The sequence below is a fragment of the Acinetobacter sp. BMW17 genome (assembly GCF_001592855.1).
Classification (GTDB): Bacteria; Pseudomonadota; Gammaproteobacteria; order Pseudomonadales; family Moraxellaceae; genus Acinetobacter; species Acinetobacter johnsonii.
In genome coordinates, this window is record NZ_LSOD01000030.1 from 3,313 (window position 1) to 16,569 (window position 13,257).

The window sequence follows — 13,257 nt, forward strand, 5'->3', positions numbered from 1 at the left end:
TACGAGGCATAGCGAATAGTAAAATTGGGTTTGGCGATTTGATTTTACTACTTCGCTATTTTTTTAAGCTAAAAGTGTCAACACACCCTAATTTATTTGCTATTGTAACAAAATGTAACTTTTACCATTTGGACAAATAAAAGCAAAAAAGAAATCGATTTTTTTGATTTTTAAAGATGAGATATATAATTATTTTTCATTAAAAAATAAAGGGATGCGCAAAATAAGTGCATCCCTTGGGGATTAGACAAACATTTGACTTGCTGCGCAATAAAGTCCCCATAAAATCACGATAGCCACAGCAGGCTCAATCAGTTTTGCCCATGTTGGCGTTGGACTTTGCTCTGCTACCTGTGTGTGTAGCTGATCTGAGTGGTCTGTTGCGTGTTGATTTACCATTTGATTAAACTCCTTCATCGTCTCTTCTAATGATAGCTCTTCTTCAGGCTTTGGTTTAGAGCCAATTAGTTCTGTTAGCTCATTTGTTGTCCAAACCCAGTCATCAGCCAGACCTGAGAGGTGCTCGATTTGACCGACAAGCAGCTCACGTATTCCATGTTCGCCAAAGTTTCCCGTGACATCAAGTTGTTTGAGTTCAGCAACCTGAAGACCCAACATCGTAGTCAAGCTATGTTCTAAGTCTGCCTTCGCTAACTGTGATTCATTTTGCGGAGACGTGGTGAGATGCCTTGCAAGTTCTTGAATATAGAGATGATCCTGAGTTTGAATCTCTTGGTAGAGCTTGGTGCCATCTTGACGCATCAAAGTGATGAGTTTTCCAAGGGAGAGGGTGTTGGCCTCAGAAAGATATTGAAGTCGCTCCTCATCTGAATATTGACTCAGAAGCTCAGGCTTTTGAATTTTAATCTGCTCTGCAAAATATTGTACTAAATCAAAAGCCATATAATTACTCCATTTTATTAATCTAATAACCTTAAACTTGGTTTTTTCTTAGCGGGTTCAGTTTTTTCTTCATTGTCTGATTTTAAAGCATTTTGCTCACTTTGGGTATGATTGTCATACTCACTTGGATCGAAGAATAAGCCTTGCCCATTTTCACGGGCATAAATGCCAATCACAGCATTAAGTGGGACATAAATATCACGAGATACCCCACTAAAACGTGCAGAGAAGGTAATCGCATCGTTGCTCATATGTAGCGCATGTACGGCATGAGGGACAATGTTTAAGACAATCTGTCCATCTTGAATAAACTGTTCAGGAACGAGAGTATTGGGCTGGGTTGCATCGACCAATAAATGCGGTGTCAATTGGTTATCACAAATCCATTCATAAATTGCGCGAGCTAAATATGGACGAGTCGGCGTAAGGTTTAATTCTTGATCAGACATAATGTTCTCTACGGCTGTTTAAATTCAGATTGATAATGGTTTTTCTCCTGCAAAGTTAAAGACTTTAAAAATGCAGGACGACTAAAAATACGTTGACAATATAAATAGATTGGGCGGCATTGCTGTTTCGGTAAATGCACGCCCATGCTGTTTAAGCGTAGAAAGATAGGCGCAAGCATGCAATCTAAAATACTAAAGCTTTCCGACATGAAATAGGGGAAATGCTGGAACAATGGTGTTAAGGAAATGAGTGTATCTTTCAGTTTTTTTTGTGCTTTCAGTTTTGCTTGTTCATCGAGTGTATCTGGATGGCGCAGCATCATATCGGCAAGCTTTAACCAATCTTGTTCAAAGCGCCAAATATACTGACGCTGTTCCGCACGAGGCATAGGTGCGTCGGCATAGAGCTTGTTTTGACGATAACGATCGTCTAAATACTCAGAGATGATATTGGCATTGAATAGTTTTAAATCATTTTCAATTAACATCGGCAGCTGATTATAAGGGTTTAAGCTGGCGAGATCTTCATCATCAGCATCACTTAAAACCAAATGGTATTTGATTTGCTTCTCTGCAAGTACATAACGAATCCAATGGGAGCGAAAATCATCTGCATGGCTATACAGCGTAATTCCTTGAAGCGGAGTAGTTTCGACAGACATATTTCAAGAAACTAGGTGAAGTGAATCGGTTAGAATACTAAAAATAGCCAATAAAATCATCTTAACTTTAATATGCTTATACAATCGAACAACTTGGAATAAATGAAAAATAAGGATAGAACCATGCTGCTTAGGCTCAGAATCACCCAATCGATTGCAGTTATTATATTAATGACTTTCATCTCAAGTAGTTATGCTCAAAATCAAGATGCAGCCGAACAGGTAGATGTGACGCAGCAAACTGCTGAATATGCTGCTTGTATTGCCGATGAAGCCTGTGATGTCGCTACTTCTGTATCTGAGGATGAGATGTATGGCGGCATTCAGCAGGAATATACAGTAAAAGGCTGTAAGGTCACTGTGTATAATGATGGGCCTGTGAAAATGGTCGATGAGAAAACCGACGAGCCGTGTAATGCACCACTTCCCAAAGATCATCAATTTTCAAAATAAGCTGGAATATGCAACTAGAGGCATGTAGTAGGAATAAAGCAGAAAGCATAGACTTAAAACTTGAAAATGACGCATAAAAAAAGCCTTGGATAAACCAAGGCTTTTTTGTCCGATTCGGTAAACGAATTAACGTTTAGAGAATTGAGGACGTTTACGAGCTTTACGTAAACCAAGTTTCTTACGTTCAACTTCACGAGCATCACGAGTAACGAAACCAGCTTGACGAAGAGCAGGTTTAAGTGTTTCGTCAGAAGCGATCAACGCACGAGTAATACCGTGACGGATAGCGCCAGCTTGACCACCGATACCACCACCAGCAACAGTGATGTAAAGGTCATACTTTTCAGTAACTTCAAGAAGCTCTAAAGGTTGACGAACAACCATACGAGCAGTTTCACGACCGAAGTATTGCTCAAGAGTACGGTTGTTAATTACGAGCTTGCCTGTACCAGCTGACAAGAAAACACGTGCAGTTGCGGTCTTACGGCGACCTGTACCATAATTAGTAGCCATGTGCTGTATCCCTTAGATGTCCAAAACTTGTGGCTGTTGAGCAGCGTGTGGATGCTCTGTACCTGCATACACTTTCATTTTCTTGATCATTGCATAACCAAGAGGACCTTTTGGTAACATACCTTTAACAGCTTTTTCTAAAACTGCTTCAGGTTTGTGAGCGATTAACTTTTCAAAGTTAGTCTCACGGATACCACCAGGGAAGCCAGTGTGGCGATAGTATTTTTTATCAAGCGCTTTTTTACCAGTCACTTGAATTTCTTCAGCATTGATTACAACGATATAATCGCCAGTGTCAACGTGAGGAGTATAAGAAGTCTTGTGCTTACCACGTAGACGACGAGCGATTTCAGTCGCAAGGCGACCTAAAGTTTTGCCAGAAGCATCAACAACGTACCAGTCGTGTTGAACTTCAGCAGGCTTAGCGCTGAGAGTTTTCATTAAACCACTACCTATTATAGTTGGTTTGGACTATGGAATCTGTCCAAACAAAAGGAGACGCGATTCTAAACGAAGTTGCTCAGAATCACAAATGAAAATATAAAATTTTAAGAGCCGTATTTTAAGGTATTTCCCTGCATAAAGGAAGAGATCAAAGTTTATTCTTTTTAAAAAATCACAAAAGCGTTCAAACTTTAAAAAATGAGGAAACAGCGATATTGAACTTTATGACTTCACTGAATGAAATGCGGGATCATCACGATAGAACCATTTTAGAATAACGGATAGTGCAGGAGCTGCGACTCTCAATTTCTTTGCTCATGTTTGATGTGTTTGAGGCTTTATTTTTTTCTTTGAAAGTCGATGGGATGTGAAAACAGGATAAGTGAGGATTTAAATATAAAAGAATAGGTTCAAGTTGAGTACGGTGAATGCGGAGATACTGGATGAGACGTTGTATAATAGTCAAAACGCATTTTATTTGAGTTGCTTATGCTGCCTTTATATGTCACCAGTGGTGAACCTGCTGGGATTGGTCCAGATATTTGTTTAAGCCTTGCTGCTCGTATAGATGAACGTCCGATCGTGGTTCTTGGAGATCTAAACTTATTGCGTTCGCGTGCAGAATGCTTAGGTATTTCTGTTGAGTTGATTGAGTATTCAGGTCAAGAGAATTCATCACCAGATGGTCAGCTTTATGTGGAGCATGTTGCTTTAAATCAGGCTGTTGTACCCGGAGAACTGAATCCTGAAAATGCGCCTTATGTCTTAGAGCAGCTACGACGTTCGGCCGATTATGCTCTGTCCGGTAAAAGTGTAGGTGTTGCAACTGCACCTGTACAAAAGTCAGTTATCAATGATGCTGGGATTCACTTTAGTGGACATACCGAATACTACCAAGAGTTTGCTGGAGTTGAACGTGTGGTGATGATGCTCGCAACCAAGACCTTGCGTGTCGCGCTGGCTACTACACATTTGCCCTTAAGAGCTGTACCTGATGCGATTACCAAAGAACGACTGTATCAAGTGATTGATATTTTAATTCAGGACTTAAAAAGCAAATTTAAAAAAGAGCATCCCCACATTTTAGTGTGTGGCCTAAATCCACATGCGGGGGAGGATGGTTATTTGGGCATGGAAGAAATTGAGGTGATTAACCCTGTGCTGGAAAGCTACCGTGCTCAAGGCATAAATATGAGCCTGAGCCTACCTGCCGACACCTTATTTACCCTAGAAAATTTAAAAGATGCCGACGCTGTTTTGGCGATGTATCACGATCAGGGTTTACCTGTGTTAAAATCGCAAGGGTTTGGTGAAGCCATTAATATTACTTTGGGCTTACCGTTTATTCGTACCTCAGTCGATCATGGCACAGCTCTCTCCCTCGCAGGCACAGGTTTTGCGAAAAGCTCAAGCTTACAGGTCGCTGTTGATTTAGCGTTAGAATTAGCTCGTCACTAATGTTCAGTGATTAACTCACGTTGGAAAATTTTATGTATCAAATTAATGCCTTAAACCCTAAAGATGAAGGGCACCATACGCGGAAGCGTTTTGGGCAAAACTTCTTACATGACCAACGTGTGATTGCCAAGATTGTACGTTCAGTTGCACCACGTTCAGGTGATAACATTGTGGAAATTGGCCCGGGTTTGGCAGCATTAACATCACCGTTGATTGGTGAATGTGATGCACTTACGGTTGTCGAATTAGACCGTGATTTGGCGGCAGGTTTGCCAGGGCGTGTGCCACATCCTGAACGTTTAACCATTATTGAAACCGATGCACTGAAGTACGACTTCACCAACTTATTTGAAGATGGTCGTCCTTTACGGGTTGTGGGTAATTTGCCGTATAACATCTCAACGCCACTTTTGTTTCATCTCTTGGAGTTTGGTGACAAAGTTAAAGACATGCACTTTATGCTACAAAAAGAAGTGGTTGACCGTATTACAGCTTCTCCAAATAGCAAAGAATATGGTCGTTTGTCGGTGATGATTCAGTATTTCTGTAAACCTACGTTCTTGTTTGAAGTACCACCGGGTTCATTTAACCCGCCACCAAAAGTGACTTCTGCGGTGTTCCGTTTAGAGCCGTATGAGGTTAAGCCGATTGTGGCAAAAAATGAAAAAGCCTTGGCACGTTTGGTCTCGCACGTCTTTACTCAGCGTCGTAAAACTTTGCGTAATAGCTTAAAAGGCATGTTGGTTGAAGATGGTTTTGAACAAGCGGGTGTTGATCCGATGGCACGTCCAGAGACTTTAACACTGGCTCAATTTGTGGCATTAGCAGATCAAATGGTGGCTTAAGGTGACAGGTGCAGAGATTCGATACAATTATGTCATTGGTGATGTGCAGGGTTGTTTTGAAGCACTAAAAGCCTTGCTAAAGACTATTCAGTTTGATCCTGACCAAGATTTTATTTGGTTTGCTGGGGATTTGGTTGCCCGTGGTGAAAACTCATTGGGTGCTTTACGCTTTATTAAAAAATTAGTAGAGCGTAATGCGGCTGCAACAGTTTTAGGCAATCATGATTTAACTTTGCTGGCGGCTGCACGTGGCATTAAAGCAATTAAAGACAAAGATAACATTCGTGATGTGATTGATGCGATTGATAGTGATGATTTGATTGATTGGCTACGTAAACAACCTTTGTGTGTGTTCCCAAACGCAAAGACGATTCTGACTCATGCAGGCATTCCAACCAATTGGACAGCGGAACAAACTGCTGCTTTAGCCGCAGAAGTTGAGGCGGTCATTGCAGCGGATGATTTTGATGTTGTCGATGCCTTTTTAAAAGAAATGTATGGCAAAGAGCCTACCTTATGGTCGAATGAACTAACGGGACATGCGCGTTTACGTTGTATCGTAAATTATTTGACTCGTATGCGTTTAACCGATAGTGCTGGGCGTTTGGAGTTTAGTTTTAAAGATTCACTCAGCGACCCGATGCCTGAAGGCTTCAAACCATGGTTCGAATTTGCTTCACAAGCAGCGCAAACCCATAAAGTTGTGTTTGGTCACTGGGCTGCTTTACAAGGTAAAACCATTTCGGACTCGATTCAAAATGTAGATGGCGGTTGTGTTTGGGGACATCAATTAATGGCTTATCGTTTAGAAGATGAGACCTTATTTGCAGTTGATAATCCCGTTTAATAGCACACGCATTAAAAAAGCCACGAACTTCGTGGCTTTTTTTATTCTTAGTCGATTCTTAACCAGGTTTGGTTACGACCTAAAGCAGAAACACCGATGTATGCACGTAGCGAAAGACGCTTTCCTGTGGCATTCAGTTTCATTTTCGCATCATAAAGTTTGCCTGACAGCGGATCAATCACACGACCTTTTTCATAGTTATTGGTGCCGTCGACATGCTTTAAGCCTTTAATAATGTCCATACCTAAAATTGGTTTGTTGGTATATGGCGTAGGGCAATTCACACAAGTTTCTTTTGGGGTATAGCCTGGGCGTGGTGTAATTTTTACAATTTTTCCAGTGTAAGTATTGTTCGATTCTTTACGAATTTCGATAATGGCTTTTGGTGAACCTGACTTATCATCAATTTGTTGCCATGTCCCTGTTAAGTCCTGTGCAAATGCTCCCCCGCAAAGCATGGACAATGTTAATCCCGCGATAAAAAACTTACTTTTCATATAAGGTTCTCTATAGTTTCACAAAAAGATATCCAAGACACAGAAAAATAAACAGTTTGCACAAGGCAAACTGTTTTGTGTTTAGATATGAATTAGGCAGTTGCCTTTAAAAATTGAAAAATCATACACGCTTAGCTGAAACTCTTTTATTCATTGAATTTGAAACCATCAGACTAAGTTTGGAGTAATGTATAAGTGACTCAGTAGTGGTCTACAAAATCTAAAATGAATTGATCAAGTGATTGCGTAGACCAGGCCTGTTCAGTAATAAGAACCTAGATTATTCTCGAATCCAAGTTTGGCTGCGACCTAGAGCCGATATGCCCACGTATCCTCGCAAGGTTAAGCGTTTGCCATTCGAACTGAGTTTTGCTTTACAGCTATAAATATTACCAGACAGTGGATCAATGATTTTTCCACCCGTGTAATTGGTATTACCGCTGTGTTTCAAACCTTTCATCACATCCATGCCTAAAATGGGCTTATTGGTATACGGCGCAGGGCAATTAATACAAGTTTCTTTTGGTGTATAACCCGGACGAGGCGTTACTTTAACGATCTTAGCGGTATAGGTCCCATTTGATTCTTGGCGAATATCAAGGATGGCTTTTGACGACCCAGTTTTGTCATCAATATTTTTCCAAGTGCCGCTAATATCTTCAGCGAAAGCTGTACTACCCATAACGGTTGTAGCGAATGCGATTGCAAGTGTCAATTTGCTCATGAACAAAATCCTTTTATCATTTAATCAACGACAAACTCATCTTAAGTCGATTTTTTAAACAATACAATTGTTTATGTGAGGAACATATCACATTTTTTGCAAGTATAGAATAAACAACGGTAACCAGATTGCTGTAAATACTGCATTGACAGCCATTCCAAAGGCTGCGTAACGTCCAGCAATACTTCCCCGTTGCCATGCTTGAGCTGTACCGATGGCATGAGCTGCAAGACCTAGCGCTAAGCCCGATGCTCGCTCGTCATTAATGTGTTTGAGAATCAGTGGCGAAAATGCAGCACCAATCACACCAGATAAAATCACGATTAAAATAGCCAGACTCACAGGGGCTTGCAGCAGTGTTGCAATGTTAATCGCAATTGGCGTTGTGACTGCGCGTGTGGCAAATGCCATAATGGTAGGATCGGACAAATGTAGTAGATAAGCCAGTCCCATCGGCAGTCCGACCGCACTGATACTGGCAAAGACCAAGATACCCACCACGGCTTTGAGGGGGAGGTCGTCATAGCGCATGGCAGCCAATGGAATTGCTAATGCGACCGTGACATAACCGAGCAGATGGTTAAACACTGGATTGACCTGTGCCATATATTGCTCATACGGAATGTTTAACAACAAGAGCAGTGCAATCACAAAGCACATGCCAAAAACAATCACGGGAATTTGTGGCAGTTTTTTGTTGAGTGGCTTTGCCAGTAAATAGGCAACGAGAGTTAGGAAAAAACCGAAAATAATGGGAATCATGTGCACACTCCTAAAGCCATTTCTTAGACATTTTTGCGTAAACCCACAGTGGAATTAGTGTGCTGACAAATAGCACCACCAAAAACATTGGGATTTCACTGCCTAAATGCGTCATCATCAGTAGAGAACCTGCACTGATAGGTAGAAAAGCAAAGGCACTTTCTTTCATGATTTTATTGTTGGTATCGACCAAACGTGCTGGAATTTTATGAAATTTTCTCCAACCCAAAAGGACGATTAATAAACTAATGAGTCCAATTAAATTGCCCAGTTCAGGATGTCCAAAACGTCCAGTGATCCACACAGCCGCTTCACGAAAGATGATGATCAGGGCAACCGTGCCGATCCATGCTTTCCAATCAACAGTTTTTATCCATTCCATTTTGTTCTGTCATTAACATTTTACTTATCACGTTTTAACCGATTTAGCTTTTGATTTCAAATTCTTCGAGTTCACGATGAAATTGTTTTGCTTTCAAACCTAAAATTTCATTAATCGGTAAATGTGCTTGTTTGATCAATTGTTCAAGTTTATGTGGCGCAATATACACTTGTAGGTGTAGGTTGCCCTCATCATCATAATTTTCAGATTGAATCACATTTAGGGCGTACAGTTGATTACGCAATTTTCCATAGGCAGGTTTGAGTAAGACGTCAAAATTTTGAATTTGGCCCATCAAGCACTCTTGGACCGCTTGGCGTAGTAGATTAAATCCTTCGCCTGTATGTGCTGAGACATAGACACGCTCAGGTACATTGGGTTCAGCGTAAATGATTTTGGCTTGTTCGCCACTTTGATCGATCTTGTTATACACCCGTAGGATTGGAATATCTGCGCCAATTTCTTTGAGCACTTTTTCAACAGCTTCAATTTGTTCCATATGGTCTGGACTGCTCGAATCAATCACATGCAACAGCAAGCTGGCTTCTAATGTTTCCTCTAGCGTCGCTTTAAACGATTCCACTAAAGCATGCGCAAGATTACGCACAAAACCAACCGTGTCGGCTAGGACCAGCGGGCCAATACCGTCCCATTCCAAACGTCTTAAGGTTGGATCTAAGGTTGCAAATAACTGATCTGCGGCATAAACATCAGATTTGGCAAGGGTGTTAAACAGGGTCGATTTGCCCGCATTGGTATAACCAACCAAAGAAACGGTTGGAATTGCTGCTTTTTGACGTGCAGCACGCCCTTGAATACGGGTCTGACGGACTTTTTCTAATTTATCTTTAAGTTGTCCAACACGGACACGAAGTAAACGACGGTCAGTTTCGAGTTGCGTTTCACCTGGACCACGGAGTCCAATCCCGCCTTTTTGGCTATCGAGTCTAATGCCTGTACCGACCAGTCGAGAAGACAAGTGATCCAATTGAGCCAATTCGACTTGAAGTTTCCCTTCATGGGTACGGGCACGTTGTGCAAAGATATCTAGAATAAGGCGTGTACGGTCAATGACGCGGCACTTGATAATGCGACTCAGATTACGTTCCTGACTAGGGGTTAGGGCATGGTCAATAATCACCAGTGTGGCTTCAAGCTCCTCAACACGAGCAGCAATTTCTTCTGCTTTGCCTGAACCAATGAAATATTTAGCATCGGGTTTGAATCTTTGAGCGTGAACATGCTCCAGAATTTCTGCACCTGCCGACTTAGCAAGCAAGCGAAATTCTTCTGCATCAAGGTCTTCCAGAATATGGATGGCAACACTGACTAAAATGGTTTTTTCGCCACCTTGCTTCTGCTCAAAATATTCCACTAAATTCGATCTCACATTGAAAACTCTAGTGTAGATGAATTTGCTGAGATTGAGCGAAATAGTTATGCCGTTGCCTTACATTGAGCGAAATAAGTGAACCAAAAGCAGTAAGGTGCCAAAGTATAAAATACTGAGCCCTATAATAAATTTCAGTGCCTGAACAGGATTTAACGGCGGAGCTGGAGGATTCATTTGATCGTTCATGCACACACTATGTTTTGGTATTTCGATTGATTTATTTTAATTAATTTGTTTAAACGATTAAAATTGAAAATAATCATCTAGTCCTTCGGTTTTTATGATCAATGCAAGTTGATCAAGATCAGTATAGAATGAGCCGAAATCAATGATTAAATGTTGAATGAAGCTGTGCCAAGTGAACCGTCTATGCAATCGAATATTGAAATAAAAACAACATCACTAAAAGGTGTCTCTAAGCTTTTTCTGTATGGTAAAAAGTTGGCTTCGGGGCTTGGCGCCGTGTCCGAAGGGTTTTATTTGGTCTATCGACATGGCTTGTATAAAGACATTAACAATCCACAAAATACCCGTTACGTGCAGTATTTCTGTCGTCGACTGTGCAAGGTTTTTAACATTGATGTTCATGTCCACGGGGATATTCCACGTAAGCCTGCACTTTGGGTCAGCAATCATATTTCGTGGTTAGATGTCGCGGTTTTAGGTTCAGGCGCACGAGTTTTCTTTTTGGCCAAGGCTGAAATTGAAAAATGGCCTGTGTTTGGCAAGCTGGCAAAAAGTGGTGGAACTTTGTTTATTCAACGTGGTTCAGGCGATTCCATCAAAATTCGAGAGCAAATTACAGCGTTTTTAAAACAAGATATTCCTGTGTTGTTTTTCCCGGAAGCGACCACGACCGATGGTTCTAAAGTGAAAAAGGTGCATGGACGTATATTAGGCGCAGCAATTGAGGCCCAGCGTGATGTGCAAATTTGTTTGATTTGCTATGTGAATCAACAGGGTGGGCTTGACCAAGTCTCTCCGTTTATCGGTAACATTAGTTTTGCCGAGCATGTTAAAAAAGTACTAGAAATGCCACAAGTCACGGCACATTTAGTTGCGCTCCCAGCCATTTGTACCGCAGGACATACGGTTGAGAGTTTAACGGCACTGGTCCAACAAAAAATGGTGCAAGGTTTGGCTGATTTACATCACAAAGTTTTGAAGTCCCAACCCAACATGCAACAAGCTTGAAGGCTTACATAAAGCCTTCAATCGGTAGCCAAGAAACGACTTTGAGACCAGCGCGTTTAAACCAATTCATTTTTGGTTCAGTGGTATAGGTTTTGGTAGAGCCATCAGCTTGTTTGATTTGCCAGTTAATGTTTTTGTTTGCGTCTAGGACCAGCTTATAGGCATATTTACTGAGGTTTTGGTCCATGGTGTAGTGTACCGCTTTGGCCAGCGGCGGACTGTTCAGTAAAACCCCAATTTCTGTATTTAAGTTGGCAGAGCGGGGATCAAAATTAAATGAACCAATAAAAACCTGTTTCTCATCAATGGCCATGAGTTTGGCATGTAGACTCGAGCGGCTTAATCCTTTGATGCTGACTTTGGCTTTTTTCGAAATTTCTTCATTGTTTTCATTTAGGGCTTCGGCCGCAGGCGTAGCTAAAAATTCATAGAGTTGAACACCACTTTCCAGCAAGTCTTCACGATATTTTCCATAGAAAGCATGCACCAATGGCACATCATTGGCTTTAAATGAGTTGGTCAGTACGCGAACTTGAATGTCACTTTGAGCTAGATTTGCCAGATGTTTTTTGCCTTTACGTTCAGGCACAAAATAGGCAGAAATGATGTCGATGCTTTCCATTGGCTTTTCTAAATGGGTTTGCAACTGGAAGTTTAAATGTTCTTCTTTTTTCGCACGAGACTTGGTTTTGCTTGGTGAGTCTTTCACCACTTCGGCTTTGACCCAATCGAACTGGATACTATCATTTAGCCAGTGTTCAAAGGCCTGCGAACGATTGGCTAGATCCAAATAATTTTGTACGGTCACTTCCTGATAGTGCTGCTCTAACTGGGTTTTTAAACCCTCATAACGCAAGCTGTAATGGTTGGCGTTGACAATTTGACGCACTGGAAAGGCATAGTCGTCATTCCAGTATTCATCGAAGGAATGCACAATTTCATCTGAGGCAGAGCCGACCAACATCACATCAACATCGGAAAATTGATAACTGTCGCTGACGTTATAATATTGATTGCTCATGTTACGCCCACCAATCAACGAAATTTGATTATCGGCAATGAAGCTTTTGTTGTGCATACGACGGTTGATGCGTTTTAGATTTAAGACCATATCCATCGCGCGATAGTGACGGAAGCGGTAGGGGTTATACAGTTTGATGTCAATATTTGCGTGTTGGTCGAGCGCCAAATAAATGCCTTCCATTTTCTTGGCATTGTTATCATCGATTAGTAATCGAACCTTCACCCCGCGATCAGCGGCTTTCAAAATAGAATAAAGCGCTAAAGAACCAATACGATCGTTGTCCCAAATATAGTATTGTAGATCTAAGGTCTTTTCTGCCTTATCAATGAGATGGATACGCGCGGCCAATGCTTCGAGTGGATTATAGAGAACATGGAAACCTGTAAGGCCTGGATTTTGTTCACGTAAAGGCAGTACGATTTTGCCTAAACTGGTTTGATCGGTTGGCAAATCAAAGGCATAGACGGGCGTCTGTGGGATCTGCTTGGGTAAGGTGTTACACGCTGGGACAGTCAAAACCATACAGCTCAGCAACAACAGTTTGGCACCTTGCTGAGTCGAAGATGAGCGGAATAAAGTTTGTTTCGCTAAGCCGTGAGGTTTTTCCATCGTCATAAGGTCTATAAATTTGGTTTGAGTATAATTCTGAGCTGTGAAAAGATAAACAGAAGATTATGTGTTCTTGATGAACAGTTTGTGAGTAAAAG

16 protein-coding genes are annotated in these 13,257 nt (G+C 41.4%); 5 read left to right on the top strand and 11 right to left on the bottom strand.

Translation table 11 applies throughout. From position 1 onward, the window contains the following. Nucleotides 1–243 precede the first annotated feature (243 nt). The 3 genes from AXW61_RS09405 to AXW61_RS09415 are packed head-to-tail and all read right to left on the bottom strand — an operon-like array spanning nucleotide 244 to nucleotide 2,014. Nucleotides 244–903: a hypothetical protein gene (locus AXW61_RS09405; protein WP_062034117.1), complete on the bottom strand. Its 660-nt coding sequence runs from the start codon at nucleotides 901–903 to the stop codon at nucleotides 244–246. Nucleotides 904–920: 17 nt separating this feature from the next. Continuing rightward, complete coding sequence (locus AXW61_RS09410; RefSeq protein WP_062034118.1) at nucleotides 921–1,352, bottom strand: ClpXP protease specificity-enhancing factor; 432 nt, start codon at nucleotides 1,350–1,352, stop codon at nucleotides 921–923. An 8-nt stretch (nucleotides 1,353–1,360) separates the two neighbouring features. Then, the gene (locus tag AXW61_RS09415) at nucleotides 1,361–2,014 is read right to left on the bottom strand and encodes a glutathione S-transferase N-terminal domain-containing protein (protein ID WP_004695093.1); all 654 of its coding nucleotides are present in this window, start codon (nucleotides 2,012–2,014) and stop codon (nucleotides 1,361–1,363) included. Nucleotides 2,015–2,137: 123 nt separating this feature from the next. Here AXW61_RS09415 and AXW61_RS17925 point away from each other — a divergent pair, with 123 nt between their 5' ends. Then, entirely contained in the window at nucleotides 2,138–2,467 is a 330-nt protein-coding gene (locus tag AXW61_RS17925; RefSeq protein WP_062034119.1) for a hypothetical protein, read from the top strand. A 126-nt stretch (nucleotides 2,468–2,593) separates the two neighbouring features. On the opposite strand, the gene rpsI is transcribed toward AXW61_RS17925, so the two are convergent. Together rpsI and rplM are read right to left on the bottom strand one after the other, a co-directional pair. Then, nucleotides 2,594–2,980: a 30S ribosomal protein S9 gene (gene rpsI / locus AXW61_RS09425; RefSeq protein ID WP_004695095.1), complete on the bottom strand. Its 387-nt coding sequence runs from the start codon at nucleotides 2,978–2,980 to the stop codon at nucleotides 2,594–2,596. A 12-nt stretch (nucleotides 2,981–2,992) separates the two neighbouring features. Next, nucleotides 2,993–3,421 (bottom strand): 50S ribosomal protein L13, encoded by a 429-nt coding sequence (gene rplM, locus AXW61_RS09430; protein ID WP_004695096.1) that lies wholly within the window; start codon nucleotides 3,419–3,421, stop codon nucleotides 2,993–2,995. Between the two features lie 492 nt (nucleotides 3,422–3,913). Between rplM and pdxA the strand changes: the two genes are divergently transcribed. From pdxA to AXW61_RS09445, 3 genes are read left to right on the top strand one after another with little or no spacing between them, the layout of a single operon-like run. Beyond that, complete coding sequence (pdxA, locus tag AXW61_RS09435) at nucleotides 3,914–4,882, top strand: 4-hydroxythreonine-4-phosphate dehydrogenase PdxA (protein ID WP_062034120.1); 969 nt, start codon at nucleotides 3,914–3,916, stop codon at nucleotides 4,880–4,882. Between the two features lie 32 nt (nucleotides 4,883–4,914). Next, the gene (rsmA, locus tag AXW61_RS09440) at nucleotides 4,915–5,727 is read left to right on the top strand and encodes a 16S rRNA (adenine(1518)-N(6)/adenine(1519)-N(6))-dimethyltransferase RsmA (protein WP_062034121.1); all 813 of its coding nucleotides are present in this window, start codon (nucleotides 4,915–4,917) and stop codon (nucleotides 5,725–5,727) included. A 1-nt stretch (nucleotide 5,728) separates the two neighbouring features. After that, nucleotides 5,729–6,574, top strand: a complete 846-nt coding sequence (locus AXW61_RS09445) for a symmetrical bis(5'-nucleosyl)-tetraphosphatase (protein ID WP_062034122.1) — start codon at nucleotides 5,729–5,731, stop codon at nucleotides 6,572–6,574. Nucleotides 6,575–6,621: 47 nt separating this feature from the next. Here the strand turns inward: AXW61_RS09445 and AXW61_RS09450 are convergent, their stop codons facing one another. The 5 genes from AXW61_RS09450 to hflX all read right to left on the bottom strand — a co-directional run bounded on the left by AXW61_RS09450 (nucleotide 6,622) and on the right by hflX (nucleotide 10,314). Next, on the bottom strand, nucleotides 6,622–7,071 hold the full coding sequence (locus AXW61_RS09450) for a DUF2147 domain-containing protein (RefSeq protein WP_004695101.1): 450 nt from the start codon (nucleotides 7,069–7,071) through the stop codon (nucleotides 6,622–6,624). A 280-nt stretch (nucleotides 7,072–7,351) separates the two neighbouring features. Beyond that, nucleotides 7,352–7,795 carry a DUF2147 domain-containing protein gene (locus AXW61_RS09455; RefSeq protein ID WP_004695103.1) on the bottom strand — a complete coding sequence of 148 codons (444 nt, stop codon included), beginning with the start codon at nucleotides 7,793–7,795 and terminating at the stop codon, nucleotides 7,352–7,354. 87 nt (nucleotides 7,796–7,882) lie between these two features. Continuing rightward, nucleotides 7,883–8,557, bottom strand: a complete 675-nt coding sequence (locus AXW61_RS09460) for an LrgB family protein (RefSeq protein ID WP_004695104.1) — start codon at nucleotides 8,555–8,557, stop codon at nucleotides 7,883–7,885. A 10-nt stretch (nucleotides 8,558–8,567) separates the two neighbouring features. Continuing rightward, nucleotides 8,568–8,939 carry a hypothetical protein gene (locus AXW61_RS09465; protein ID WP_004695106.1) on the bottom strand — a complete coding sequence of 124 codons (372 nt, stop codon included), beginning with the start codon at nucleotides 8,937–8,939 and terminating at the stop codon, nucleotides 8,568–8,570. Between the two features lie 43 nt (nucleotides 8,940–8,982). Then, complete coding sequence (hflX, locus tag AXW61_RS09470) at nucleotides 8,983–10,314, bottom strand: ribosome rescue GTPase HflX (protein ID WP_062034123.1); 1,332 nt, start codon at nucleotides 10,312–10,314, stop codon at nucleotides 8,983–8,985. A gap of 387 nt (nucleotides 10,315–10,701) precedes the next feature. Here hflX and AXW61_RS09475 point away from each other — a divergent pair, with 387 nt between their 5' ends. Continuing rightward, a complete protein-coding gene (locus AXW61_RS09475; RefSeq protein ID WP_062034164.1) occupies nucleotides 10,702–11,526 on the top strand; it encodes a lysophospholipid acyltransferase family protein in 825 nt (274 codons plus the stop codon). A gap of 4 nt (nucleotides 11,527–11,530) precedes the next feature. Here AXW61_RS09475 and AXW61_RS09480 read toward each other — a convergent pair whose 3' ends face one another. Further along, entirely contained in the window at nucleotides 11,531–13,159 is a 1,629-nt protein-coding gene (locus AXW61_RS09480) for a phospholipase D family protein (protein WP_081408285.1), read from the bottom strand. Nucleotides 13,160–13,257: the final 98 nt, after the last annotated feature.

Bases quoted from the DNA above. Each gene is read 5' to 3' on its own strand.
- AXW61_RS09405 (WP_062034117.1), bottom strand. From the start codon at position 903: ATGGCTTTTGATTTAGTACAATATTTTGCAGAGCAGATTAAAATTCAA.
- AXW61_RS09410 (WP_062034118.1), bottom strand. From the start codon at position 1,352: ATGTCTGATCAAGAATTAAACCTTACGCCGACTCGTCCATATTTAGCT.
- AXW61_RS09415 (WP_004695093.1), bottom strand. From the start codon at position 2,014: ATGTCTGTCGAAACTACTCCGCTTCAAGGAATTACGCTGTATAGCCAT.
- AXW61_RS17925 (WP_062034119.1), top strand. From the start codon at position 2,138: ATGCTGCTTAGGCTCAGAATCACCCAATCGATTGCAGTTATTATATTA.
- rpsI (WP_004695095.1), bottom strand. From the start codon at position 2,980: ATGGCTACTAATTATGGTACAGGTCGCCGTAAGACCGCAACTGCACGT.
- rplM (WP_004695096.1), bottom strand. From the start codon at position 3,421: ATGAAAACTCTCAGCGCTAAGCCTGCTGAAGTTCAACACGACTGGTAC.
- pdxA (WP_062034120.1), top strand. From the start codon at position 3,914: ATGCTGCCTTTATATGTCACCAGTGGTGAACCTGCTGGGATTGGTCCA.
- rsmA (WP_062034121.1), top strand. From the start codon at position 4,915: ATGTATCAAATTAATGCCTTAAACCCTAAAGATGAAGGGCACCATACG.
- AXW61_RS09450 (WP_004695101.1), bottom strand. From the start codon at position 7,071: ATGAAAAGTAAGTTTTTTATCGCGGGATTAACATTGTCCATGCTTTGC.
- AXW61_RS09455 (WP_004695103.1), bottom strand. From the start codon at position 7,795: ATGAGCAAATTGACACTTGCAATCGCATTCGCTACAACCGTTATGGGT.
- AXW61_RS09460 (WP_004695104.1), bottom strand. From the start codon at position 8,557: ATGATTCCCATTATTTTCGGTTTTTTCCTAACTCTCGTTGCCTATTTA.
- AXW61_RS09465 (WP_004695106.1), bottom strand. From the start codon at position 8,939: ATGGAATGGATAAAAACTGTTGATTGGAAAGCATGGATCGGCACGGTT.
- AXW61_RS09475 (WP_062034164.1), top strand. From the start codon at position 10,702: ATGCAATCGAATATTGAAATAAAAACAACATCACTAAAAGGTGTCTCT.
- AXW61_RS09480 (WP_081408285.1), bottom strand. From the start codon at position 13,159: ATGGAAAAACCTCACGGCTTAGCGAAACAAACTTTATTCCGCTCATCT.